Here is a 24,606-nt window from a genome sequence, read left to right on the forward strand (position 1 = left end):
ACACCTTGTGCGGCACCACGCAACGCAAATGTCCGCCACCCACGGCCCCCGCCGTGGACAGGCCGCGCCTGGCCCGCACGACCCAATCAGACGCATGCGCTCGTATTAGGGCAGACGCCCTTTCTTCCCGGCATTTCCGCGTCCGGCGCCAGCGCGCTCGCACACCAGGACCACCATGAACACCCGCACCGCACTCTTCCTCGGGGGCCTTGTCACGTTCGCGTGGGGCGCTCCCGCGCTCGCGGAGACCTCCACCGTGGACCTCATCTCCCCGGCCCGCTGCACGCAGAGCGGGGGACGCCTCACCCGCTGCTCCATTCCTACCCAGACATTGGATGCCACGCCTTTCACCAGCGCGGTGCCCCTGCGCACCACCCTCCGCCGCGTCATGTCTGGCAATTGCTCCACCCAGTACCCGCTCGAGGTGACGCTCACCCCTCCCGGCAACTCCGGCACCCGCTACACCTTCATGTCCACCGCCGACGTCGTCCTCCGCGACCTCGACCGCGCCCTCATCCCCTCCCTCGAGCTGCGCGACTCCTCCTCCTGGACGAACGTCGCGGCCTTCAACGACACCTGCCGCGTCTCGCTGAGCATCACCTGGAACGAAGTGGACGTGAGCTCCACCGCCCAGGCCCAGGCCCTCCTCCAATCACTCCAGGATGACCTCGACACCAAGCTCGCCCAGCGCGACCACCTGGCCAGCCTCGTCGAGTACAGCGCCGCCTTCGACTTCATGAAGACGCTGTCCAACAGCTTCCTCGTCGACCTCAACAACGCGACCGCCTACGCCCTCCACGTCCAGGCCCAGGAAGCCGCCCCCGTCATCTTCACCGCCGCCATGGGCTGCGGCGGCGCGCTCACCGAGGCCGAGAGCGTCATCCTCACCAACTTCTACTTCGTCCTCGGCTCGCTCGGCGACCCCTCGAAGTACCACCACCCCGACGGCTCTCCCAAGACGCTCGAGGAGCTCGTCGGCCCCCAGGCCCTGCCCGTCATCCAGAAGCTCTCCCAGCTCTCCCAGGCCGGCGCCAAGGAGCAGTACCAGGCCCAGTACCAGGTCGCCGCCCAGGAGGTCACCGCCGCGCAAGCCAAGGTCGCCCTGGCCAACACCCAGCTCGCTCCCTGGCTCAATCCCTGACAGCCCTCCTCGCTCCTCCAACAGGCCACTCACATGAAGACACTCACCTCGACCCTCTCCTCCCTGCTGCTCCTCGCCGCCGTCGCGTGTGGCGGCAACCCTGGCGAAGTCCCCACGTCCTCGCTCGACACGACCCAGCAGGAGCTGCCCTGCGAGACGTGTGAGCCCGGAGGAGGTGGTGGCGGCGATGACGACGACACCCCGCCCATCATCGTCCATGGCTATGAAATCAACCTGCCGCTGCTCAACCCGAGCAAGATGCCTCCGGGCTGGTGCACGGTGGATATCGGCTACGGCGAGGGACACGTGTTCCGCTGCGCCGACTGGGGCCGGGGCACCATGGACTGGGGCGGCGGCAATGCCGTCTTCCATGTGAACAGCAGCGGGAGCTGGTACTCCAGCAGCGAGTTCTACAACGGCCGCATCTTCGTCGAGGTCCCCAAGGCGGAGGGCTTCGTCCCCATCGCCCAGACGCTCGGCTTCTACACCCATCCGCAGAACGTCCCGGGCCTGGTCCGAGGCTCCGTCGAGATGCTCGCGCTCAAGCCCAACCCGAGCGAGGTCATCCTCGCGGTCCAGGTGAACCAGAGCGGCGTGTGGACGGACGTGGCGACCAGCCGGAGCACCATCACCAACATCCGTCAGATGCATGAGCTCCAGGCGCTCGTGTACCCCAACCAGGAGGTGCGCTTCGAGGTGAGGGCCAAGGCCCGCCCCGATGCCTACAGCGAGTACTTCCTGTGGAAGGTCCGCATGTTCGGCGCCCAGTGCTACCCGGACTTCTCCAACGGCACCGGCTGCCTCTAGCCCCGCGCCTTCCAGCCCTCGGAGTCACACCATGTCTCGAAGACAGTCGATACCCCATGTCCTGGGGCTGCTGATGTTCACCGCGGGCGCCGTCGGCTGCGGGACGGACGAGCACCTCCCCACCGTGCCCCAGGCGCCCGCCAGCGCCCTCGAGAGCGCCGCCAGCGCCGTGTCGAGCAGCGATGTCTGCGTGGAGGTCATCCACTGGGCCAAGAGCCGGCAGCTCTGCAAGCCGCGTGGCTACGACATCGGCACGTTGCTCGCCGACTTCAAGCCCACGCAAGAAGCGATGTGCAACACCTTCACGGATGCCACCATCCGCTCCGACTGCCACGCCCGGCCGCCTTATGTCTTCATCCCCAAGGGCAGCAGCACCAACCCCGGTGACTGGGTCGCCGGCACCGAGCAGGTGCAGCACTACTTCCGCACCTCCGCCAGCGCCTCCACCGCCGTCTATGAGCGCAGCCTCGAGAAGCTGGATGAGATTGCCGACGACATGCTCGGCCCCGCGCGCTCGGAGCTCGAGCGCCGGGAGAAGAGCGTCGCCAACTCCCGCTCGCACCTGGGTGATGCACTCAAGGCCCGCGCCGACGCGGACCGAGGCGTCGCCGTCGCGACGCTGGGCACCCAGCGCGAGACGCTGAACGCCTACCGGAGCGCGTTCAATGTCTATCAGGGCTCCGTGCAGGCTCTGGAGCCGCAGGTCACCACCCTCTTCAACACCTTCGTCACCTTCCGCGACGGCGAGGCGGCCGTCTTCGCCCAGCTCCAGGACATCGCCCAGCGAGCCTCCACCGCGACGCTCGCGCAACTGGCCCCGCTCCAGATGGAGTTGGTCGCGCTCAGCCGCGCCGAGAGCCAGGCGCCCCAACAGCTGTGGCTGGACACGCGCCGACTCGCGCACACGCTGAGCCAACTGCACGTCGAGCACCACCGGAAGATGGACCCCTACGCGGCCTTCCTCACCCAGAACAACATCCCGCGTGTGGACCTCACGGCGCGCTCGGGCGCCATCCTCAACAGCATCTCCAGCTACACGGATGCGCGGTACGCGCGCGTCGCCGAGGCCGTGAAGAAGCTCCTCGCGGGCCTCACGGAGCGCCAGGGCGCGCTCGTCTCCTCGCAGGCGAACGCGGACACCCGCCAGACCCTCGCCACCGCGGCGATGCTGAAGGCGTCGGAGACGTTCCTCGCCAACGCCAACACGCGCACCACCGCGCTCTGGCAGATGCCTCCCAAGAGCACGAAGCTCAAGCTGTTCTTCCTCTCCGCCAAGCACGTGGACTTCGAGAGCATCCTCCAGCTCGAGCCCCTGTGCATGCACGTCTCCCCCACCTCCACCGCCTGGATGGAGACGGGCTGCATCGCGCTTCGTCGCCAGTTCACCAGCGCTCGCAACTACGTGAACACCACGCTGCCCAACATGGTGCGGCTCAACGTCACGCAGATGCGTCGCGCGGGTGTCTCCGAGACGCACCTCGCGGACGTGGAGACCCACCTCGCCAACGCCAACCTCCGTCAGGCCGTGCTCGCACACGACGCCGCGCTCCGCGCTTCGGACCTGTGAGGACCCACCCCATGCTCAGAACCCTGCATCTGCGCGTCCTGTCGCTGCTCCTCGCCTGCGCGGCCCTCGCCCCCTCCGGCGCGCACGCCAACTATCGCCAGTATCTGATTGCCTGGAAGTCCACGTCCTTCCGCAGCCAGCAGAGCTGCCTGGACGTGAGCGGCCTGTACCAAGAGGGGCAGGCGAACTTCCACATCAACAACACGCCTCTGCCCACGTACACCCTCCCAGGGAACTTCCATCGCTACCCGGGCGGAGATGAGAGCAACCTCTACGGGGCGCAGTTCAGCGCCGTCCTGCTCAACTGGGGCAACAACACCTTCCGCTTCAACGTCCACGTCGTGGACTCGCCCCAGACGTGTGTCGTCGCCGATGACGTCGTCACGCTGGAGACGGGCGGACTGACGGCCCGGCCCTTGTTCCTCGTCCAGCGCCGAGGCACCGCCTACGCGGGCAAGACGACGCTGACGCTCGACCTGTCTGAAATCAACCCGCGGCTCGCCGAGAACCTGGTCAACCTGGAGCGCGTCCTCCAGGACCGCAAGTGGCAGCTCTTGAGCATCCACGGCAGCCTCGCCGCCGCCCAGGCGGAGCTGGACCGGCTCGCCGAGCTCAAGGGGGAGATTGATGAGCTGTCCAAGCGCCCGCTGGACGCCATCACCGAGGCGGACCTCAACGACATCCTCTCGCGCTACGCGGACCTGGACCCTCGAGTGCTCGCGCAGCTGCGCCAGCTCTTGAGCGACTTGAAGGAGGACATCGCCGCGCTGCGCACCGAGCTCAACCGCATCATGAGCGAGTTCCGCGGACAGATGGGCGGACTGGATGACTGGCTCGCCGGGACGCCACCCGCCAACGGTCCGAACCTGGAGGACCCGAAGACGTACGAGCCCGGCCTGGACCCGGAGCAGCTCCCCGACGTGGAGCTTCCCGACATGGGCGTGGGTGACGACTTCGACCCGGACAACGACCCGTACCTCGCCTACGCGCAGCAGGTCCTCCAGCAGCTCGCCACCACCACGCAGAGCGGCGTGGTCGTCAACCGCGCCGGCTACATGACCATCGTCCGCAGTTGGCGGCAGAACCAGGACATCTTCGAGAAGGCCATCCAGGCCCGGGCCTCCGTGTCTCGCGAAGAGGTGGGCGCGTTCATCAGCGCTCGCGACCTGGTGCTGGACGAGGTGCGCCTGGCGATGGACGAGGATGGCTGGTTCCTCGACACGCCCGTGCGGCAGTCGACCAAGACGCTCGTCGAGTATCTGCGCAAGCGCCCGGAGGCGCGCCACCAGGCGGACGGGCTCCAGTCGAACCTGAACCTCTGGCACGGCACGGCGACGCCGCAGCAGGACGCCATCCTGGACACGCTCGACGGCCTGCACGGCGGTTGGCAGTCCGTGGAGGAGGGCGCGGCGGCCGAGGACCCCAGCATCATCTCGACGCTGCTGAGCATCGGTGACTCCGCGCAGGTCATCATCAAGGAAGTGGCGCTGCTGGGCGTGGGCATGACGCCCGTGGGCGACTTCATCGACTTCTGCGAGGTCGCCACCGGCTGGGAGACGTGCATGCCCGGCGGCGCGCAGCTCTCCACGGGCGAGCGCATGTTCACCGCCCTGGGCATGGTGGTGGGCACGGGCCGGTTCTGGCGGGGCGTGGGCAACGCGCTGCCCACGGTGAGCAAGCCCATCGCCGACCGCTGCGAGACGCTCATCAAGCGCTGGTCCGCGGACATCCCGAACAAGACCAAGCGCGAGGAGTTGGTGGAGCGGCTGGGTGAAGGCGCCGTCGAGTTCGTCGACGGGCTCGATGGCAAGGACGTGGAGCGACTGCTGAACACCCTGGGAGATGCCACGGTCCAGAAGCTGGCCAAGCACCTCAAGGGGCAGGGCCTGCTCGAGCTGGAGTTGTTCAAGATGATCCAGATTCCCAACGCGAAGCGACTCCATGCGGTGAGCAACGGCCGGGCGGTCAAGGACCTGGGCACGATGAAGGGCAAGACGTTGGACGACCTCAAGGCGGCGCTACAGGCCAAGGGGTTCCGCGAGGTCACCCCGGGCAATTGGGTCCACGACGACTGCTCCGTGGTCCGCATCAGCCCGGGCAGCAATGGCAAGCCGCCCTACTTCCGGCGCGAGATCTCCATGGTGCCCGGCAAGTACGAAGGGCACGACACCATCGCGGTGAAGGTCACCGGGGCGATGGAGGGCAACGACGACATCGGCTACACGGAGGTCTTCAGCCTGCCCGAGTGGGCCGAGCCCACCATCGGCGTGTCCTCGCAGTTCAACAAGTGGTTCGCCCGGTTCGTCGGCAAGGACCCCAAGGACCTGGGTGACTTCGGCCCGGAGCTGCTCGCCATCAAGGACTACTGGGTGAAGCAGACGCACTTCGACCTGGAGCCGTAGAGTCGTGATGAGTTCCCCAGGCCGCCCGCTCCGCGCGGGTGGCCTGGGCGTTTGATTGGGAGCCGATGGATGACGCAGCGATGGTCATGGTCTCGCCTTGCCCTCTGGGGTGTTCCCAGTTCGAGGAACTCCGAGTGCCAGATGATCTCCTCCCCGCCGGGTGGAGACCTGCTGGTGTCATTGGAGCATCAGGGCGCCGAGCGGCTGCGCTGGTGGCGGTGGCACGGTGCGAAGGCACCCGAGGCATTGGCCGGAGAGGTCGTCATTCCCCAAGGCGTCGCGGCCTGGCCGCTCCCGTCACTCGGGGGAATCGCGGTGACGGACCAGCGCTTCCACATCAGCCTGCGCGCGTTGAATGACGGCCGGCGCGTGCGACAGGGGGCGCTCGCGGGCTACGAGACGAGGGGACTCACCGCCAATCGCCAGGGCACGCTGCTCGCCATGCACGACAGCACCCGGGGCGTGTTGCTGTGGGATGCCGAAACGTGGTCCTCACTGGGCCGACTCGAAGGGCCGCAGGAGGAGGTTGCCGGGTTGGCCTTCTCTCCGGACGGGCGGCTCCTCGCCGCCACCTGTCTGGAAGGTCGTGTCATCGTCTGGGAAGTCTCCAGCGGCCAGTGCATCCACGTCCACGAGGAGCGAGACACACAGTTCACCCGCCCTGCCTTCACTCCCGATGGAACGGAGCTGGTGGCGCCCACCACCAGCCAGCGCCTCCAGCGCTTCCGAGTGAGTGATTGGAGCCTGGCGGGGACCTTTGCCGGTTCCGTCGCGGGAATGAGCGCCGTGAACTTCAGTCCCGACGGTGGGCTCTTCACCACCACGAGGGGGGGATTCCGCGTGTTCGACACGCGGACGAACACCTGCCTGCTCCACCACGACGTGGACAGCGACTTCTACTACAGCAACGCCACCTTCAGCCCGGATGGCACGGCCGTCGCCTGGGGTGAGCCCGACGGCACCGTGAGCCTGTGGGGGCCGACCCCGGCCGAGTGAGTGTCAGCGGAGTGGCACTCACTCCCATGGATTGGAGAAGCGCGGGTCGGTCAAGAACGCCGTGTCCGTGAGGCTCTTCAGGAAGGCGACAAGGTCGCCCTTCTCCGAGTCGGACAACTCGAAGGGCCGCACCAGCGGGTCCTTGTTGGGATTGAGCCGCCCGTCGCCCGCATACGGGCCCTCCACCACGTTGCGTCCACCCGCCATGTAGTGCTCGATGACCGCCTCGAGCGTGGGGATGCTGCCGTCGTGCATGTACGGCGCCGTCAATTCCGCGTTGCGCAGCTGCGGCACCCGGAAGCGCCCCTGGTCCAGCACGTCATGGGTGAACTCATAGAGGCCCGGGTTCTGCGGAGGGTAGGCCCCCTTCCCATTCAAGTCGTACAGACCCGTGTTGAAGAACTGCGGCGGCTGCGGCTTCGAGTCCTTCGACCGGAACGAGTTCGAGAGATGCCGTCCACTGTGGCAGTGATAGCACTCGGCCCGTTCACCAAAGAACAACTCCATCCCCCGACGAGCCGACGCGGACAGCGCCGAGCTCTCTCCCTGAAGATAGCGGTCATAGGGGGAGCCACCCGACAGCAGCGTGCGCTGGAAGGACGCCAGCGCCTTCGCGATGGACTCGCGACTCACCGGGTCCGCATCGTTCGGGAACGCCTTGCGGAACAGCTCGGGATACCGGGCATCCTCCCGGAACCGCTGGAGCACCTCCTCCAGCCGGGACGTCAGCCCCAGCTCCGTGGGGTGCTCGCCGAACAGTGGCACCAGGGCCTGCGACTCCAGCGTCGTCAGCAACGGGTTCGCCCAGGTGTACGTGTCCAGATAGGCCACGTTCGCCAGCCCTGGCGCGTTGCGGGGGACCGCATCTCCCGTGGACCCCACGGGTGTCGCCTTGCCATCCGAAAAGGCTCGCGCCTGCTCGTGACAGCTTCCGCATGCCATGGTGCCGTTGCCCGACAGCCGCTTGTCGAAGAAGAGGTGGCGCCCCAGCTCCACCTTGGCCTCGGACATGGGGTTGGTCTCGGGAACAAAAGGCTCGGGGAACCCCGCGGGCAGGTCCCACACATACGCCGGTGGCGCCGGCTGCTCTGGCCCACTGTCCCCACATCCGGCGGCCACCACGGCAGCCGCCACCGCACTCACCTTCCACACAGGCGACATCACGGCTTGCTCCTTCGAGGGCCCGTCACGTCCTCAGCGCACGCGGAAGAAGGTCTTGGGAAGCGCCTTGGGGCTGCCATCCGCCGCCAGGCCGAACTGCGAAAAGAGCGCCGGGCACTCCGGGTCTCCCGCCCCCGACATGCAACCCGGCATCATGTCCGTGGTGCCGTTGGGGACACGATTCACATCCAGCTCCGCATACAACCCCGCGACATCCAGGACGACCTGGTTCGTCTCCGGGCTGAAGTCGTCCAAGGTGATGGTCGCCTGGTTGTTGGACGCACAGTTGTAGCCCTCGCCCGGAGTCCCCCGGCACCCGCTGGCGCCCAGGTGGAAGACGTACTCCGCGTTCGCCGGGGTGCGGATATCCAGCTTCACGAACTTGTAGCCCGTCTGCCACTGCCACCACATCGGGGTCTTATCCAGCGGTGCCGCCTGGCGCTCCGCGTCCAGGTGGTTGATTTCTGGCGGCAGCCCCACCTTGAACTCCAGGCGCGTGTAGTCGTCATGCTCCGGCGCCGAGCCGACCACCTCCCGGTGCATCTGCGAGTTGGTCTCCTTCCGGCAGGTGCCCGTCCCATCCTCGAAGTCCAGCAGGGCGATGGCATCTCGCTGCCACGTGCCGTCCTGCTCCAGCTTCAGCGGATGGCGCTCGCCATTGGCGCGCACCAGCGTGACGTCCCGCACGTACATCTTGAAGTCCAGCAACTCGAGGGTGCTCCGCGACGTCCCGATATCGGTATAGAGCCCCTGGCACGTCAGCGCCTCCTGGCGGACCTGGGGGCTGAAGCGCACGGTGTAGGTCTTGCGGCTCTCCGCATCATCACCACAGGCCTGCAAGAGCAACAGCGTAGGGAGCAGCACCCAGCGAGCGGACTTCCAGACGGCGTTCATCGAATCGACCTCCACGGCGGAGAGGAGTTGGCGCACCGCGACCGGCTGAGGGGTACCAGCATCGGAAAGCGGGCCCTGTGTGGCAAGTTGTCGCGGCGCGCTGGCGGCCGCCCCTGGGGGACGCATCGGGGCGGGAACGCCTTGAGCGCGTGGACATATCGCCGCCACGAAAGGGGCGCCCGACCCAAGGCAAGGGCCTCTCCATCCGGGCCCATGGGCTGCCCGGCCTCGAAGCCCATCGCTTTGGGGGAAACTCCTCCGTCACGACCCAGCAAGGTGACAGGGCCCGCGTGAATCCGGCCCGCTCAACCCCTCACCGGCGCGACACGAGAAGCCGCGGGAGGTCGTCGACAACGGACGGGCTACTGGCAGCTGCCACAGTCAGACGCGCAGCTGTCCGGAGTGACGCCCGTGCCGCACTTCTCGGAGAGCTGGCACACGCCATCACCGCACCGGTAGATATCCTGCGGGCGGATGCGCGTGTTGATGGCCCGGTAGTACTTCCCGTTGTAGAGGCAGCGCGTGTAGTGCGTCCGCGACGCGTCCAGCTGGCAGTAGTCCAGGCAGCTCCCCACGTGGACGATGGCCGGAGCGCACGCCATGTCGCCCGCCCACGACGACAGCCCGCAGGTGCGCACCGTGCTCTGGTCATAGGACAGGTAGCTGGTGTCGTTGGCCGCGTACAAACCCTCGTTCGCGAAGAGGTTGCCGAAGAAGCAGGCCTCCGGCTGGCTGTACGTCTGCGTCTCCTCCGGCGTGGTGGGAATCTCCACGTTGGTCGCCCCCTTGCCCAGGACGGAGATGTTCACGTGCACGCCGAACTTGTTCGCGTGCGCCGCGATGCACGCGGACACGATCTGCTGCTCCGTCACCGTCGCCGGCTGGTTCGTGGACCAGTTCGGCGCCAGCCCCAGCGAGCCCGCCCACGTATACGTCGTCCCCGCATGGGTATACGTCAGGGTTTGATTGGCGTTCATCGCGCAGCGGACCACGTACTTCATCAGCATGTCCGCCTGCGCGGGGTTGGAATTGAACCAGGACACGAACAAGCCATTGGTGCTCAGCCCATTCGTGCTCAGCCCATTCGTGCTCAGCCCATTCGTGCTCAGGCCGTTGGTTGACAAGCCATTGGTGCTCAACCCGTTCGTCGACAGCCCATTGGTGGACACCAGGCCGTCCCGCTGCGTGTCCACCGGGTCCACGGGCTCGGGGGTGGCCCCGCCACCCGGCCCGCAGCCGACAGCCGAGCCCAGGAGCGCGGGCAACACCCACGCACGGAGGCACCGGAAGGAGAAGGATTGCGTCTGGAATCGAATGAAAGACTGGCGCATGGGACTGTCTCCGCGTTCGGGGGTGACCGCAATTTTCCGCGGTCAGGACAACGGGTAGTCCTTGCAGCCCGAGAGTGACAGGTGTCCCAACGTGCAATAGGTCTGGCGACGTCATTCGCCAGACAGCATCAGCGTGAAACAATGGACGCTCGCGTGATGTATCGCCGCGCGGTGGACGATGAATCAGCGCGATGACACAGCGCGAGCCGTCACTGAAACATCAGCGCGGGGAGCGGCGGGCGTCGCGCGGGAGCGTCACGGTGAAGGTCGTCCCGTCCCGTTCGGAGGAGCGCACGTCCACGCTGCCTCCGTGCGCATGGACAATCTCGCGCACGATGAACAGCCCCAGCCCCAGCCCGCCGCGGCGCCGCCCCTTCTCACGGGCGACCCCCGCCTGGCGGAACGGGTCGAACAGCGTGGCCAACTGAGGCGCGGGGATGGGGGCTCCGGGGTTGTGGACTTCCACCACCTGCCGGGCCTCCTCGTCCATGCACCGCAGCAACACGGGGGCGTCCTGGTCGCCGTGCTCCAGCGCGTTGCCCACCAGGTTGCTGAGCACCTGCGCCAGCCGGTCCGCGTCCCAAATCCCGTCCGAACGACCGTCCACATCGAAGGCGATGGAGCGGTCGGGATGGACCGCGGACAACTCCTCCACCACCTGCCGGCACACGATGGACAGGTTCGCCGGCGCCAGTTGCAAGGGGATGCCCCCCGACAGCCGCGCCCGCGTCAGGTCCAGGATGTCTGAAATCATGGTGCCCATGCGCTCGGCACTCGCCTCGATGCGCTGGGCCATCTGCTGCTGGGAGGAGTTCATGGCCGTGCGCCGACGCAGGGCCCGCGCGGACAAGGTGATGGCGTTGAGCGGATTGCGCAAGTCATGCCCCAGGATGCCGATGAAGCGCTCCCGGAACTGCGCCTCCTCCGCCAGCCGCTCCAGCGCGCGCTTGCGCTCGGTGATGTCCATCATCGAGCCAATCATCCGCACCGGCCGGCCCGCGGCGTCGCGCGACAGCACCCCTCTGTCCAGCACGTGCGCCCAGGTGCCGTCATGGCAGAGGAAGCGATACTCCGCCTGCCACGCGGCCCGGTCGGAGGCGATGAAGTCGTGCAGCCCCGTGGACACCGCCTCGCGCTCATCCGGGTGCAGCCGCTCGGTCCACCAGGAGATGTCGTGGTCCGCGGCGTCGCGTCCATGACCGAACAGCTCCTCCTGCCCCGCATCCCACAGCACGCGCCCGGTGCGCAGGTCGCAATCCCACAGCACGTCGTGCGTGGCGCGCGCCGCCAGCCGGTAGCGCTCCTCCGCCTCCCGCAGCGTGGCCTCCGCGTGCTCGCGCTCCGTGCAGTCCATCACCACCCCCACCATGCGGTGGGGGCGCTCTCCTTCATGGAAGCTCTGGCCCACGGCCTCGTACCAGTGCGTGGCGCCGTCCACGTGCCGGCAGCGGAACTTGAGGGTGTAGGCCCCATCCACGGCCAGCGCCTGTTCGATTCCACGCGCCACCTTGGGCCGGTCCTCCGCCAGGACACAGGAGAGGAAGCCCGGCAGCGAGCAGCCCAGCGCCCCGGGCAGCTGGCCGAAGAAGCCATCCGCGTCCTGGGACCACGTCACCGCGCGCCGCCCCTCCGTCCACTCCCACGCCACCATGCGCGCCATGGACAGGGCCAGCCGCAGGAGCTCCTCCCGGGCCTGCACGTCGCGGGTGCCCTCCAGCGCCCCTTCCGCGCGCCGCCGCGCCTCGCGCTCTCGCGCCAGCGCGTCGCGCAGTCCCTCCGCGTCCTCGGGGGAGGGCTCCAGGAGCCACAAGACGAGCCCGTCCGCCTCCTTGAGGCCCACCACCTGGAACGTGGCCTCCAGCCCGTCGCGGGCCAGCCTCAAGGTGGACGACAGCGGGACGCCCGTGGCCCACACGCGCACGCACGACTCCAGCTCCACGCCCCGCAGGCCCTGGGGCTCCCAGCGCGACAGCACCGGAGGCACCCCCCAGTCATGGACGAAGTGCTCCGCCGCCGCGTTGAGCGACGTCCACTGGAAGTCGAGCACATCTCCCGCGGAGCCCCGCAACGCCTCCAGGCGGATACACGGTGCGGGACTCCCGGCATGGAGCGACCGTGCCAGGGCATTCCCCGGCAACGACGACAGGCTCACCATCGGCTTCCCCCCGGCGAGCAGCACCCCTCCAGTCCAAGAGCACCGGCCGGGGCACGGAACGCGCGTTGGGAGAGAGTGCCATGTCCGAGGTGTCGTGAACTTGTCCTCGGGTACAGCCGTTCCCGCAGTGCTCACCCGTAAGCACTGTGTGGCGCGTCCCACGTGCTCCCGCGCCAGATGTCCGGACGGACCAGCCCCTCTCCCCTCACCTCGCAGCAAAGTGCACCGTGGCCAACACCCGCCACTGCCCCCCGGGGCAGGAAGGCCCGGCACCTACCCGACACCTCACCCCGGGCGCAGCGGGAGGCGCACCGTGAAGGTGGTGCCGTGCTCCTCGGAGGACACGACCTCCACCCCGCCTCCATGGCCTCGGACGATGTCGCGGACGATGTAGAGCCCCAGGCCGATGCTGCGGTTGGACTGACCTTCCTTGAGCGTCCCGCGCGTCAGGGGCTCGAACAGGCGCGGCAGCAGCTCCGCCGGGATGGGCGCCCCGCCGTTGTAGATGCTCAAGAGCACCTGGCTCCCTTCGGCGCGGGCTTGCAGCCGCACCGGCGCCTGACGAGGGCTGTAGGTCAGCGCGTTGGAGAGCAGGTTCGTCACCACCTGCGCGATGCGGTCCGGGTCCCACTCCCCCTGGACCCCCGCCGGCACGTCCACGTCCACGTGCCGGCCCGCGTGCGCCACCTGCACCTCGTCCAGCACCTGCGTCACCACCTCGCCCAGGTCCATGGACCGCCGGTGCAGCGGGATGCCGCCGCCCAGCCGCGCCTTGGTGAAGTCGAGCAGGTCCCGAATCATCCGCGCCGCGCGCTCGCTGGCCTGGCCGATGCGCTGCACCGTGCGCCGCTGCGAGTCGGACAGCGACTCCTTCTTCTCCAGCAGCCCCACCGACATGGCGATGGCGGCCAGGGGGTTGCGCAGGTCATGCGAGACGATGCCCACCAGCTGCTGCTCGAACTCCGAGCGGCGGCGCAGCTCCTCGTGGGAGCGGCGCTCCTCGGTGATGAGGCGCACCTGCTCCAGCGCCTGCGCGCACGCGTGCGCCAGCGCGGAGAAGAAGGCCCGGTCCATCTCCGTGAACAGCCGCGCGCGGGCGAAGGACAGGCCAATGGCGCCCAGCGTCCGCCCCTTCACCATCAGCGGCAACGCGATGGCGGACTCGTGGATGCCGTGCGCGTTGAGGTGCGGGTAGCGGCCCTGCCACTCGTCCAGGGAGCCCAGCCAGATGGGCCGCTGCTCGCGCACGGCCTCCGTCAGCGGCACCGGGTTGGAGAGCGGGATGCGCCGCCACTTGGCCAGCACCTGCTCCGGGTAGCCCACCGCGTCCACGATTTCCAGCGCGTCGCCCTCCGCGTCCAGCAGGTTGACGGCGCCCGCCTTCGCGCCCGCGGCCACCAGCCCCTGCTCGAAGAGGGCACGGCACACGTCCCGCACCGTGTGGGCCTCCGACAGTCGCGCGGTGAAGTCGCGCAGCCGGTCGATGTGGCCCGCGGCCCGGTGCGCCAGCTCCCGCGCCTCCGCCTCCTTGCGCCGCAGCAGCTCCGCCTGCGCCCGCACCTGGTGCTGCGCGCGGAACAGCTCCACGAAGACGGACACCTTCGAGCGCAGCACCTCGGGTGGGAAGGGCTTCTGGAGGAAGTCCACCGCGCCCGTGGAGTAGCCCGCGACCAGCTCCGAGTCGTCGCGTCCGTACGCGGTGAGGAAGATGATGGGGACGTTGCGCGTGCGCTCGCGCTGCTTGATGAGCGACGCCGTCTCGAAGCCGTTCATCCCCGCCATGCGCACGTCCAGGAGGATGACGGCGTAGTCCTCCCGCAGGAGGAAGCGCAGCGCCTGTTCTCCAGACGACGCCTTCGTCAGCGTCACGCCCAGCGGCTCGAGGATGGCCTCCAGCGACAGCAGGTTCGCGGGGTTGTCATCCACCAGCAGCACCCCCGGCGCGCTCACCCCCGCGAGCACCGCGGAATCCGCCGACACCTCCTTCGGCATCCCCCTCCACCCCAACCGTTCCGCCATTGTCGCATTCCCTTCGTGGGACATGAGGAGTTCACCTGGAGGTCGCGCGGTCCACCGTGAGGACTGGCAGTGTCCATCCGGCCCGAGGGTGGACTGACTCCCAGCGACACACGTCCTCCTGGAATTACACCGTGCCCGGAGTGTCCATGGCGCGAAGGTGTGCGGCCGGGGGCGCGAAGCGTGCGCTATCCATCACTCGGCGGGTTCAGTATCGCCCCTTCACCCCGAGGATGGGCAGGACGATGGGCAGGCCCACCGCCTTCTTGGAGAGGGGGCGACCTCCGCCGCCGTCGTACTCGAAGCTCACCGTCTCCCGGCTGATGGTGACGTTGAGCATGTCCAGGTACGCCTCCAGGCTGAAGGTCTCGTACACCCACGACTTGGACAGGCGCATGTCGAAGCGGATGAACGCGGGCAGCCGGTCCACCGCGTCCCGGTCCACCTTCACCCACGAGGCGCGCCCGAAGCTGTCCCGGCCCACGCGGTGCGTCTGCGTGCCCAGCGTGCCGTACTCGGGGCGGCCCGTGTTGAAGTGCAGCACGCCGCCCAGGGACACGCTGTTGGAGAACTTGTAGCTGAGCACCAGGTTGAGGACGTGCGTCTGGTCGAAGGCGAAGGGCAGGTTCGACACGGACTCTCCCCGCACGTTGCCGTCCGCGTCGTAGCGGTAGAAGCGCGTGCGGCGCACGCTGCGCTGCAACGAATAGGAGAGCCAGCCGAACCAGTTGTCGCCCAGCGGATGGCGCACCAGCAGCTCCAGGCCATAGGCCAGGCCCCGGCTCTTGAAGTCCGGCAGGTCCAGGTCATCGCGGTCCGGGATGCCGGAGCCGTCGCCCGGGTCCGGCAGCGGGCTGGGGTCATCCACCAGGCCCTCGTCGGCGAAGGGCGTCAGCTCGATGGTGCGCACCAGCGGGTTGACGTACACGTCCAGCCCCACGTCCAGGCCCTGGAGCACCTTCCACTCCGCGCCCAGCGAGAACTGCGCGCCCTGCTGGAGCCCCAGGAAGAGGCTGCCCACGTCCACCACGGGCAGGCTGATGAGGGAGGTGGGCGGCTGGTGGAACAGGCCCGCGGAGCCCTTGAGCACCACCGAGTCGGTGAGCTGGTGGCGCAGCGTGAGCCGAGGCTCCACCGCCGTCCGGTCGATGCCCGGCGACAGGTGGTAGTTGTCCACGCGCAGCCCCGGCACCACGGACCACGTCGGCGTGGGCTGCCACACCAGCTCCGCCCACGCGCCCATGAAGGTGGCCAGCGCCACCGGGGCCAGCTCGTCCGTCTCCTCGTCCGGCGTCAGCTCGTAGAAGTCGACGATGGCGCGCTTGTGGTCCGCGTCGCCGCCCAGCCGCAGCGTCACGTCCTGGCGCAGCGCCCGGGTGTAGCCCACGCGCGCGGCCCACGTGCCCTGGTCGATGTGGATGGAGGTGTCCTCGTCGGGCGGGTCGCGGCTGATGACGGAGAAGCGGTCCAGCCCCCACGTCACGCCCAGCTCCAGCTCGCCACCGCCCACCGGGTGGCGGTGCCGCAGGTCGACGCGGTGGAAGAGGATGGACTGGAGCCCCGTCTCGCCGAACTCGTCCCGCGCCTCGGTGCCGAAGGTGTCCGAGGAGCCGAAGGCGAACAGCCGCAGCTTGCCCTCCCCCACGTCCTGCTCCACGCGCAGCTGGTAGTCCCAGAAGTCGAGCACCACCTGGGGGTTGAGGCGCCCCGGAGCCGGCGGGTCCTGGAGCCGGTTGGCCGCGAGCGCGATGAGCCACGGCGTATAGGAATAGCGGCCCGCGACGCTGACGTTGGTGCCGGTGGACTTGAAGGGCGTCTCCAGGAAGAAGCCCGCGTTGATGAGGTCCGCGTACGCGCTGCCATGGACGCGGTCGTCCCGGGGCCGGGTCAGCCGCCCCTCGATGGCGCCTCCCAACAGCCGCCCGTAGCGAGGCGGCGGCGAGCCCGGGAAGAAGTCGATGGCGTCGATGAAGTCCGGGTGGATGACGGCCGGGCCCAGGAACAGGTGGAAGAGGATGGGGACGCGGATGCCATCCAGGAAGTAGCCCGTGGCCGCGGGCTGGCTGCCGCGCACCACCGGGTAGGCCACGCCGGACAGCATGCTGCCCACGCCCGGCAGCAGCATGATGACGCGGAACGGGTCCCCCATCGTCCCGGGCACCTCCCGCAGCTCCGCGTCGTGCAGCGTGACGCGGCTGACCTCCGTGCGCTCGCGATCTCCCCGCACCACCGTCTCGTACGGGTTGATGACCAAGGGCGCCAGCCCGTACACCACCTCCAGCGCCTCGCGCGTCTGGAGCGCCTCCAGGAAGACGCCGGGCTTGTGGCCGGGCGCCGTCACCCGGACGCGCTGACCTCCCGCGGGCCAGCGCGCCTCGAAGCGGCCCTCCACGTCCGTCTGCACGGGCGCGTCCGGTGCGCTGTCCGACACCAGCGTGGCACCGACGATGGGGCGCCGGTGGCCCTTGGTGCGCACCAGGCCCCGCAGCGTGACGGGGGCCTGGGAGGCCGCGCCGGAGACAGGCACGGGGGCCTCGAAGCGGTACTCGAAGGCCAGCCGCACCGCCACGGGTTGGCCATCCAACGTCGCGGGGGTGAAGCGCAGCGACGGCGCGGCGTGCAGCGCGGCCCTGTCCAGCAGCGGGTGGACGCCCAGCACCAACGTCGCGGTCTCCACCTCCCCCGCTTCGTCAATCCACAACTCCAACCGCACGACACCCGCGATGCGCTCCGGGGCGAGCTCCGGCGGGTACGGCGCGGGCGAGTCCTGCGCCAGCGAGGGCGGCACGAAGACAGGCTCGGCCGTGGCCCCTCCCGCGTCTGGAGCCAGGCCCTCCACCGACCAGCCCGCGTCGGTGCGCGCCAGGCCCGCCTCCACGGCCACCGCGCCCGCATCGGGGGGGCCCGCATCACGGGCGGAGGGCCCCTGCGCGCGCGCGAGCACGAGGGGAAGCAGCACCAGCACCAGCGGCCAAGGCCCCTCGAGTGCGCGAGGCCCGAGTCCTCGCCGTCGCTGCTGTCCCCAACGCGTATCCGTCACTGGCTTCCCGGGTGGCTCCGGGCCGCATGACGCCAGGGACGCGGCGGGGAGACAAGCGGCCAGACTCGAAGCCGTCGGGCCGACAGCAAGAGCAACCGCCAGGGCGAGCCCTCCGTCCCCTGGTGGACGCGAAAAGGGCCTCCCGTCGTGAAACCGACAGGGCCCTTGCCTCCGAGGGAGGGAGGACATGCGCACGAGGGCTCACCAATTTCCCCGCACCCTGGAGCCCCGCGTCATGAATGCTTGTCTGTCCCTTTCACGGTGCCGGCCGACGCCCATTGTCCGCCCGCCACCCCCTCCTCTTTCCCCCGAGCCGCCACCGGCGGGGCTGAGCCTGCCCACCCCCACCGTCACCGGAAGGGACCTGGGATGATTGCCCCGCCCAGCATCCACGTCGTCCGCTGGCGCCTGCTCCAGCTGCTGTTCGGGCTGCTGCTGCTGGCCGTGGCGCTCACCTTCCTGCCCTCCATGAGCCCGGACGCGTCCGCGCGGGACACGCTCACGGCGGAGCAGTCCGTGGGCCCTCGGGAGGAGGCCTCCCGCGCCACGGAGACTCCGCGGCCCGGCCTGGCGCCCACGGAGAAGTGTCCTCCCGACACGCTCTGCCTGCCCATGCGCTAGAGGCGCGCCGCGCGCGCCCCGCGTGCGCTCAGCGCTGCGGGAGGATGGCGGTGGCGACCTGATTCACCAGCTTGAGCTGGCCCCGGGACATGCGGCGCAGCGTGCGAAGCAGCCGCCGCATCTCCGGCAGGTGGTCCTTCTCACGCGAGTCCTCCTCCCAGAGCCCCGCCCCCACCGAGACCGCCGTCACCAGCCCCATCCCCACGTCCGCGGACAGGCGCAACGCCAGACACAGCCGGAACAGCGTGGGCACGCTGGGCATCATCTTCCCGCGCTCCATCCGCCCGTAGACCTCCGCCGCGATGCCGATGCGCTCGGCCACATCCGCTTGCGTCAGCCCCGCGCGCATCCGCGCGGACCGGGCCTCCTCACCGACACTCAGCGCCAGGCGGCGCTCCAGTTGCTGACGCGACAGCCGGGCACGGTCGCTGAGTCGCCGCTGGCGGACCTTGGGCGGCTTGCGGGTGGAGGCAGAACCTTCAGGGTGGGTCTTCACCGCGTCAACCTTCTGAGTACGGCCCGAGACCAGGGCCTGCACTGGCACAGGCCTCCTCGGACACGTGTCCGGCTGGACTTATAACCCAGCACGTCAGCAGGCGAAATACCGATACGCCGGGTAGTCTTCCGGCCTGCCGCCCTTGCGCGTCCTACCCACCACCACACGTCCCTCCCGCGCCTCGCCGCCCGCGCCCTTCCGCCCGACTCCCCAGGGAAGAAGCCCGCCTTGAGACCCTCCAGGTTCATCGTCTCCTATTGGACCTTTGACGCCGGAAGCGGCCACCCTCCCAGGTCCCCCTCCCCCGGACTCCCACGCTTGACACCTCCCATCCGAAAAGCTGAAAATCAAGATATAGCCTCAAAACTGTTCAAGGGAGAAAACCTTGCGCGTCGGTGGAGCCCTGCTCGCGTGCTGGCTGGCGGCCTGGACGGTCGGCTGTGGCCATGCGGAGCCCGCCACGCGTCCTGGCCCCGCGGCGGAGCAGGACGACGACTCGTCGCGGGTGAAGGGCAGCTCCGTGCACGCGCGCATCCTCGCGCTGATGGCGCGGGGCGAGTTCACCCAGGCCCAGGCGCTCATCGCGGAGGGCACGGCCGCGGGCCTGCTCTCGCGCGAGGTGGCGACGCGGCTCACCGAGCGCATCGCCGTGCTCAACACGCGGCTGGGCGACATCCCCGCGCGCCTCACCCGCGTGCACGACTTCCCGTCGAAGCTCAAGGACACCACGCTCTTCGAGATACGGCGGATGTTGCAGACGAAGGACTTCAGCGTCGCGACGCAGAGCCAACTCAACCTGGCCAAGAAGCTCATCCAGGAACAGAAGCGACTCTTGGAAGACTGAGGAGCCCCCATGTCCGGCCACCCCACCGCCGATGAGCTGATGAAGCGCCTCCTCGCCGCACGCGAGGCCGGGGACGCCCACCACGCCAGCGCCAACCAGCTGCGGCTGCTGCGCGAGCTGACGCGGGACGCGCCCACCTTCACCCCCGCGCTGCTGGAGCTGGCGCGGCTGCTCCAGCTCACCGACGAGCCCGGCGTGGACGCGGAGGTGACGTTCACGGAGGTGCAGCGCCTCCTGGAGCAGGCGGTGTCCGTCTCGCGCCGCAACGCCTCCTCGCTCGTGGAGCTGGGCTACTTCCTGGACGTCGTGCGCGGCCGCGAGGACGACGCCGCCACGCTCTGGGAGGAGAGCGCGGGCAAGTCGCTCAAGACGCTCGAGCAGGCGTGGGCGGGGCTCTTGCGCGGCTGGTCGGATGCTCGCACGAAGGAGTCGCTGGAGAAGGCGCTGCGCCTGGCCGAGCGCGCGGAGAAGGTCTTTCCCGACTCGCTCCGGCTGCTGGACGAGGTGGAGCTGGTGCGCGAGTACGCGCGGCAGGACGGGCTGCTGAAACCGACCTCGGAGCCATGAGGGGGAGGATGGAGCACACACTACCCATGGGGTGACTTCCGGCTCGCGGATGTGGATACTTTCCACGCGAAACCGCGGGCCCATCGGGGCCTTTCCGCGGCCATCCGAGGAGAGTCGCCATGTCGCCGCCGTCGTTCGACACCTCCGCGCCACCGCAAGTGCTGCTGCGGTCCGGCCGGGCCTCGTACGAGCTCGTCAAGTCGCTGGGGGCCGCGCACCATGGGGAGCTGTTGCTCGCCCGGCGCCGCTACGAGTCGGACTTCTGTGGCTACGCGGTCATCAAGCGCCCGCTCCAGGACAGCGCTGGCACCGAGCACCGCCTCCTGGAGGAAGGCCGCCTCACCGCGCTCCTGCACCACCCCAACGTCGCGTCGGTGCACCACCTCGAGGGTCCTGACGACACGGCGGTGCTCGTGTTCGAGCACACCCCCGGCCACCGGCTGGACACGCTGCTGGAGGCGTCCGGGCGCTCGCGGCTCCCCTTCACGGAGGGCTTCGCGCTCTACGTCGCCGCCGAGGTCGCCGAGGCGCTCCACCACGCCCACACCCTCACCGACGAGGAGGGCCGCCCGCTGCGCGTGGTCCACCGCGACGTGTCTCCGCACAACCTCCTCATCACCGAGCACGGCGCGGTGAAGCTGCTCGACTTCGGCGCCGCGTCGTCCGTGCTCTCGGACGAGGAGCAGCGCGCGGCGCCTCCCGTGAGCCTGGCCTACGCCGCGCCCGAGCACGTCGCGCGACAGGCGCTGGACGGGCGCGCGGACCTGTTCAGCCTGGGGCTGGTGCTGCTGCAACTGCTCACGGGGCGCCACCTGTTCGAGGGCGCGGACCGCTTCGAGGCCGAGCGCCGCCGCCGCCGGGAGCACGCGCTGCCGTCCGCCGCGCCGACACACGAGGCGGCGCTGGACGCGGCGATGCAGGAGGCCGTGGGCATGGCGGCCTCGCGCGAGCTGCGCCGGAGGATTCGGGCCTACGGGCACGAGGACCTGGAGGACGCGCTGCGCTCGGTGCCGGTGGCCTTCCAGCCGCTCCTGCGCGGCACGCTGGCGCCGGAGCGGGAGGAGCGCTTCGGCACCGGCGCGGAGCTGGCGCGGGCGCTGCGGCTGTATGCGCGCCGCGCGGGGCTCGTGTTCGGCCGGCCGGAGGCACTCGCCGAGGTGACGGGCCTGCGCTACGCCGCGCTGCGCGTCCAGGCGGGCGCGACCCCGGAAGAGGTGATGGAGGACAGGCTCCTGCCGGAGGAGGACCCCGCGGGCTGAGGGGCGCTCACAGGGTGTTCTCGGAACGTCCACTGCTCGACACCTGGAGCGTCTCGGGGTGGACGTCTCGACGCGGCGCGGCTGGCAGCCGTACGACTTCGGTACGAGGCTGAGTCTCCATGTGCACGCCAAGCCTCGTCCTCCTGGTGGAGGACCATGATGACAGCCGGGAACTGCTGGAGGAGTTCCTGACGATGGAGGGCTTCGCCGTGGAGACGGCGGGCAACGGGCAGTCCGCGTGGGAGCGGCTGCGTCGACTCCCTCGGCCGGATGCGGTGGTCCTGGACCTGATGATGCCGGTGATGAGCGGGTGGGAGCTGATGCGCCACGTCCGCGAGGATGACCAACTGCGCGCGCTGCCCGTGGTGGTGGTGTCCGGCGCGGGCAACAGCCAGCCCTTGCCGGAGGGCGTGCGCGCCACGGTGCCCAAGCCGGTGGATTTGGGAGAGCTGCGAGCGACGCTGGCCCGCGTGGTGAGCGCGGCGCGCTGAGCCCGGGGCCTCAGGCCCACGTCGGCTCGCGCGGAAGTGTCACCCGGAACCGGGTTCCGTCCGCCGCCGAGGACGTCACCTCGATGCGGCCCCCGTGTCCCTTCACGATTTGCTCCACGATGTAGAGGCCCAGGCCCAGCCCCCCGCTGTTGCCGCTGTCCGGACGTTCTCCCGCCCCACCGCGGCGGAACGGGTCGAACAGGTGGGGCAGGACCTCGGGCGGGATGGGCTCGCCGGTGTTGTGGACGTCGAGCACCACGGTGCCTCCGTCGTCGGAGAGCAGGAGGGTGACGGGGGCCTCCGGCGCGCTGTACTGGAGCGCGTTGCCGCCCAGGTTGCTGATGACCTGGAACAGGCGCTCGGCGTCCCAGACGCCCTCGTAGTGGCCGGGGTTCACCACCACGCGCAGGGTGCGCTCGGGCCACGCGGCCTCCAGCTCCTCCACGGCCTGGCGCACCACGGTGCGCAAGTCGCCGGGGGCGCGGTGGATGGGGATGCCTCCGCCCAGCCTTCCGCGCGTGAAGTCGAGGAGCTCCAGGATCATGCGCGTCATGCGCGCGCTGGAGCGGGCGATGCGCGTGACGAGCCGACGCTCCCGCTCCGCGAGCGCCTCCGTGTGCAGGAGCTGGGTGGTGGAGAGGTGGATGGCATTGAGGGGGTTGCGCAGGTCGTGGCTGACGATGGCGATGAGCCGCTCGCCGAAGCGGGCCGTCTGGAGCGCGGCCTGCTGCGCGCGCCGCTGCTCGGTGACGTCCACGAGCGTGGCGACGGCCGCGATGATGAGCCCCTCCGGGTCTCTCAGCGGCGCGCTGGAGATGAGGAGCGTCAGCGTGTGCCCGTCCTCGTGCCGCAGCATCACCTCTTCGCCCTGCACCACCTCTCCGGTGCGCAGGGTGCGCGCGAGCGGCCAGGACTCGGGGGCGCAGGGTTGGTCGTCGGGGTGGCGGGCTTCATAGGCGTGGGTGAAGGTGTCCACGCGGGAGCCGGGCACGTTGGGGCGTCCGGTGAGCGTGGCGACGCGGTGGTTGGCGAGGAGCCACTTGCCGCTGGGGGCCTCGGCGATGATGACCCCGGCGGGGAGCTGCTCGAGCACGGCGGCCAGCTGGGTGCGCTCCGCCTCGATGGCGCGGTGGAGCCGCTGCCGGTCCTCCTCCATCGCGCGCCGGTGGGTGATGTCCACGACGGTGCCGACGTAGCGCGACACCTGTCCGGCCTCGCCATGCAGCGCGGTGACGTGGACGAAGACGGGGAAGCGGCTGCCATCGGCGCGGACGTGGATGGACTCGAACTCGTGGGAGGGGTGGGCGTCGGCCTCGGCGACGTGGCGGAGGAGGACGTCGCGGGCCTCCGGGGCGAGCGTCACCGCCAGCGGTGCGCCGCGGAGCTCTCGAGGGGTGACGCCGTGCATGCTCGCGAAGGCGGGGTTGGCGTCGAGGATGCGCAGCTCCGTGCCGCCCGCGACGATGACGACGCCCACGCCCAGGCGGAGGAAGAGCTCCTCCCAGCGGCGCAGCCGGGCCTCGCTCTCGCGCAGCCGGGCGAGCGAGGCCTCCGCGTCCGCGCGGGCCTGACGTTCGCGCGCGTGGGCCTGGGCCTGGGCGAGGAGCGCGGTGGCGCGGGCGGCGATGGCGCGGAACAGGAGGCGGTCCTCCTCGGTGTACTCGCCGCTGCCTCGGCTGCCCATGAGGGCCACGCCGATGAGCGCGCCGTGGAGGACCAGGGGGACGCCGTACAGGGCCCTCACGTCGGAGGTGCGCACGACGGCGGAGTGGGCGCGGGGGTCGCTGCGCGCATCGCGGACCCAGATGGGCTCACGCGACGCGGCGATGGAGCCGGTGAAGCCCTGGCCTACGTGGACCCGGCCTCCCACGGCGACGCCCTCGCCGACGGAGCACTCGACGCGGAGCGAGTCCTCGCCGTCGCGGAGCAGGACGACGGCCACGTCCACGGCGGAGACGGTGTCCCGGAGGACTTGCAGCAGCCGGGGGAGGAACCCGGCCACGTCGGGACTGCCGAGCGCGGCGGCGCTGATGCTGTCGAGGGCCTGGAGGGTGCGCTCCCTGGCGTGGGCATAGCGGCTCACGGCGGCGGAGACCGCTTCGTCCATGGCCTCGTGGAAGATGCGCTCTTCGTCGGGGCGGGCGGTGGCGTGGCCTCGGGAGGACCAGAGGCGGAGGACGCAGGAGCGCAGGAGGCGGTACTCGGCGACGACCTGTCGCAGGTCGAAGCCTTCGCCCAGGCGCTCCAGCGCGTGGTGGTCGCTGATGGCGCTCAGGCCCGCGGCGAGCTGGGCGTGGGGCGTGCGCATGAGCGTCGCGATGCCATCGAGGAGCCGCGGCAATCCGTCGCGCAGGGCCAGACGGTCCAGGTGCCTGGCCGCGGGGAGCGCGCGGACCTGCGCCTCCCACGCCTCCAGGATGGCGTCGCGGTTCTGGAGCAGGAAGTCAGCCAGCGGGATGGGCACGGCGCTTCAGGGCCCCGGCGCGGGGCTCGGTGGCCTCGACTCAGTGAGGCGACGGAGCCATGACGTCCGTGAGTCGCAGCAGGCGGTGCTCCTCCTCCAGGAGGTAATGGACACGGAAGCCCGAGCCGAGCACCACCAGGCCCACCTGCTCTGGCGCCAGGGGGCCTTCCAAGGGAAGTCCCGCCGCGAGCGCGGCCAACTCACCTTGAAGTTGCTGACGGACGGGATTGGGACACCGGGCGAGCGTACGCAACGCCGGGGGCGCGAGCTGGAGACGCAGAGCCATGGTCCGACACAGGGTGGCCACCCTCCTGTCTCGCAACAAGGCGTGACCCAGGTGCAAGGCTCGCGTTC

At 69.8% G+C, this 24,606-nt stretch carries 19 protein-coding genes; 10 read left to right on the forward strand and 9 right to left on the reverse strand.

Features of this window, described 5'->3' with window-relative positions; genetic code table 11:
• Positions 1–175 precede the first annotated feature (175 nt).
• From MYSTI_RS37670 to MYSTI_RS37690, 5 genes are all read left to right on the forward strand, one after another.
• Positions 176–1,141: a hypothetical protein gene (locus MYSTI_RS37670; RefSeq protein ID WP_015353114.1), complete on the forward strand. Its 966-nt coding sequence runs from the start codon at positions 176–178 to the stop codon at positions 1,139–1,141.
• Positions 1,142–1,174: 33 nt separating this feature from the next.
• On the forward strand, positions 1,175–1,948 hold the full coding sequence (locus tag MYSTI_RS37675; protein ID WP_015353115.1) for a hypothetical protein: 774 nt from the start codon (positions 1,175–1,177) through the stop codon (positions 1,946–1,948).
• Positions 1,949–1,979: 31 nt separating this feature from the next.
• Positions 1,980–3,515 (forward strand): hypothetical protein, encoded by a 1,536-nt coding sequence (locus MYSTI_RS37680; protein ID WP_015353116.1) that lies wholly within the window; start codon positions 1,980–1,982, stop codon positions 3,513–3,515.
• A gap of 11 nt (positions 3,516–3,526) precedes the next feature.
• Positions 3,527–5,917, forward strand: coding sequence for a hypothetical protein (locus tag MYSTI_RS37685; protein ID WP_015353117.1), 2,391 nt, complete (start codon positions 3,527–3,529; stop codon positions 5,915–5,917).
• A 141-nt stretch (positions 5,918–6,058) separates the two neighbouring features.
• Positions 6,059–6,913 (forward strand): WD40 repeat domain-containing protein, encoded by an 855-nt coding sequence (locus tag MYSTI_RS37690; RefSeq protein WP_015353118.1) that lies wholly within the window; start codon positions 6,059–6,061, stop codon positions 6,911–6,913.
• A gap of 18 nt (positions 6,914–6,931) precedes the next feature.
• On the opposite strand, the gene MYSTI_RS37695 is transcribed toward MYSTI_RS37690, so the two are convergent.
• The 6 genes from MYSTI_RS37695 to MYSTI_RS37720 form a co-directional block, all read right to left on the reverse strand.
• The gene (locus MYSTI_RS37695; protein ID WP_015353119.1) at positions 6,932–8,074 is read right to left on the reverse strand and encodes a methanobactin export MATE transporter MbnM; all 1,143 of its coding nucleotides are present in this window, start codon (positions 8,072–8,074) and stop codon (positions 6,932–6,934) included.
• Between the two features lie 33 nt (positions 8,075–8,107).
• Entirely contained in the window at positions 8,108–8,968 is an 861-nt protein-coding gene (locus tag MYSTI_RS37700) for an MbnP family copper-binding protein (RefSeq protein ID WP_015353120.1), read from the reverse strand.
• A gap of 362 nt (positions 8,969–9,330) precedes the next feature.
• The gene (locus MYSTI_RS37705) at positions 9,331–10,299 is read right to left on the reverse strand and encodes a hypothetical protein (RefSeq protein WP_015353121.1); all 969 of its coding nucleotides are present in this window, start codon (positions 10,297–10,299) and stop codon (positions 9,331–9,333) included.
• A gap of 220 nt (positions 10,300–10,519) precedes the next feature.
• Complete coding sequence (locus MYSTI_RS44055) at positions 10,520–12,478, reverse strand: sensor histidine kinase (RefSeq protein ID WP_169558694.1); 1,959 nt, start codon at positions 12,476–12,478, stop codon at positions 10,520–10,522.
• Positions 12,479–12,739: 261 nt separating this feature from the next.
• Positions 12,740–14,446: a hybrid sensor histidine kinase/response regulator gene (locus tag MYSTI_RS37715; protein WP_052351133.1), complete on the reverse strand. Its 1,707-nt coding sequence runs from the start codon at positions 14,444–14,446 to the stop codon at positions 12,740–12,742.
• 232 nt (positions 14,447–14,678) lie between these two features.
• The gene (locus tag MYSTI_RS37720) at positions 14,679–17,435 is read right to left on the reverse strand and encodes a TonB-dependent receptor domain-containing protein (protein ID WP_015353124.1); all 2,757 of its coding nucleotides are present in this window, start codon (positions 17,433–17,435) and stop codon (positions 14,679–14,681) included.
• Between the two features lie 444 nt (positions 17,436–17,879).
• Between MYSTI_RS37720 and MYSTI_RS37725 the strand changes: the two genes are divergently transcribed.
• On the forward strand, positions 17,880–18,131 hold the full coding sequence (locus MYSTI_RS37725) for a hypothetical protein (protein WP_015353125.1): 252 nt from the start codon (positions 17,880–17,882) through the stop codon (positions 18,129–18,131).
• Between the two features lie 28 nt (positions 18,132–18,159).
• On the opposite strand, the gene MYSTI_RS37730 is transcribed toward MYSTI_RS37725, so the two are convergent.
• Positions 18,160–18,627 carry a helix-turn-helix domain-containing protein gene (locus MYSTI_RS37730; RefSeq protein ID WP_338042084.1) on the reverse strand — a complete coding sequence of 156 codons (468 nt, stop codon included), beginning with the start codon at positions 18,625–18,627 and terminating at the stop codon, positions 18,160–18,162.
• 385 nt (positions 18,628–19,012) lie between these two features.
• Here MYSTI_RS37730 and MYSTI_RS37735 point away from each other — a divergent pair, with 385 nt between their 5' ends.
• The 4 genes from MYSTI_RS37735 (at position 19,013) to MYSTI_RS37750 (ending at position 21,788) form a co-directional block, all read left to right on the forward strand.
• Positions 19,013–19,471, forward strand: coding sequence for a hypothetical protein (locus MYSTI_RS37735; RefSeq protein ID WP_015353127.1), 459 nt, complete (start codon positions 19,013–19,015; stop codon positions 19,469–19,471).
• A 9-nt stretch (positions 19,472–19,480) separates the two neighbouring features.
• Complete coding sequence (locus MYSTI_RS37740; protein WP_015353128.1) at positions 19,481–20,038, forward strand: hypothetical protein; 558 nt, start codon at positions 19,481–19,483, stop codon at positions 20,036–20,038.
• A gap of 119 nt (positions 20,039–20,157) precedes the next feature.
• Positions 20,158–21,297 (forward strand): protein kinase domain-containing protein, encoded by a 1,140-nt coding sequence (locus tag MYSTI_RS37745; protein WP_015353129.1) that lies wholly within the window; start codon positions 20,158–20,160, stop codon positions 21,295–21,297.
• Positions 21,298–21,416: 119 nt separating this feature from the next.
• A complete protein-coding gene (locus MYSTI_RS37750) occupies positions 21,417–21,788 on the forward strand; it encodes a response regulator (protein WP_015353130.1) in 372 nt (123 codons plus the stop codon).
• 10 nt (positions 21,789–21,798) lie between these two features.
• On the opposite strand, the gene MYSTI_RS37755 is transcribed toward MYSTI_RS37750, so the two are convergent.
• Positions 21,799–24,252, reverse strand: coding sequence for an ATP-binding protein (locus MYSTI_RS37755; RefSeq protein WP_015353131.1), 2,454 nt, complete (start codon positions 24,250–24,252; stop codon positions 21,799–21,801).
• Between the two features lie 40 nt (positions 24,253–24,292).
• Entirely contained in the window at positions 24,293–24,538 is a 246-nt protein-coding gene (locus MYSTI_RS37760; RefSeq protein ID WP_015353132.1) for a hypothetical protein, read from the reverse strand.
• Positions 24,539–24,606: the final 68 nt, after the last annotated feature.

Origin of the sequence: Myxococcus stipitatus DSM 14675 (assembly GCF_000331735.1) — a bacterium.
GTDB lineage: Bacteria > Myxococcota > Myxococcia > Myxococcales > Myxococcaceae > Myxococcus > Myxococcus stipitatus.

Excerpts from the sequence above, each read along its gene's own strand:
- MYSTI_RS37760 (WP_015353132.1), bottom strand. The coding sequence starts at position 24,538 with ATGGCTCTGCGTCTCCAGCTCGCGCCCCCGGCGTTGCGTACGCTCGCC.
- MYSTI_RS37685 (WP_015353117.1), top strand. The coding sequence starts at position 3,527 with ATGCTCAGAACCCTGCATCTGCGCGTCCTGTCGCTGCTCCTCGCCTGC.
- MYSTI_RS37675 (WP_015353115.1), top strand. The coding sequence starts at position 1,175 with ATGAAGACACTCACCTCGACCCTCTCCTCCCTGCTGCTCCTCGCCGCC.
- MYSTI_RS37680 (WP_015353116.1), top strand. The coding sequence starts at position 1,980 with ATGTCTCGAAGACAGTCGATACCCCATGTCCTGGGGCTGCTGATGTTC.
- MYSTI_RS37750 (WP_015353130.1), top strand. The coding sequence starts at position 21,417 with ATGTGCACGCCAAGCCTCGTCCTCCTGGTGGAGGACCATGATGACAGC.
- MYSTI_RS37725 (WP_015353125.1), top strand. The coding sequence starts at position 17,880 with ATGATTGCCCCGCCCAGCATCCACGTCGTCCGCTGGCGCCTGCTCCAG.
- MYSTI_RS37700 (WP_015353120.1), bottom strand. The coding sequence starts at position 8,968 with ATGAACGCCGTCTGGAAGTCCGCTCGCTGGGTGCTGCTCCCTACGCTG.
- MYSTI_RS37690 (WP_015353118.1), top strand. The coding sequence starts at position 6,059 with ATGATCTCCTCCCCGCCGGGTGGAGACCTGCTGGTGTCATTGGAGCAT.
- MYSTI_RS37670 (WP_015353114.1), top strand. The coding sequence starts at position 176 with ATGAACACCCGCACCGCACTCTTCCTCGGGGGCCTTGTCACGTTCGCG.
- MYSTI_RS37740 (WP_015353128.1), top strand. The coding sequence starts at position 19,481 with ATGTCCGGCCACCCCACCGCCGATGAGCTGATGAAGCGCCTCCTCGCC.
- MYSTI_RS37695 (WP_015353119.1), bottom strand. The coding sequence starts at position 8,074 with ATGTCGCCTGTGTGGAAGGTGAGTGCGGTGGCGGCTGCCGTGGTGGCC.
- MYSTI_RS37715 (WP_052351133.1), bottom strand. The coding sequence starts at position 14,446 with ATGCCGAAGGAGGTGTCGGCGGATTCCGCGGTGCTCGCGGGGGTGAGC.
- MYSTI_RS37745 (WP_015353129.1), top strand. The coding sequence starts at position 20,158 with ATGTCGCCGCCGTCGTTCGACACCTCCGCGCCACCGCAAGTGCTGCTG.
- MYSTI_RS37705 (WP_015353121.1), bottom strand. The coding sequence starts at position 10,299 with ATGCGCCAGTCTTTCATTCGATTCCAGACGCAATCCTTCTCCTTCCGG.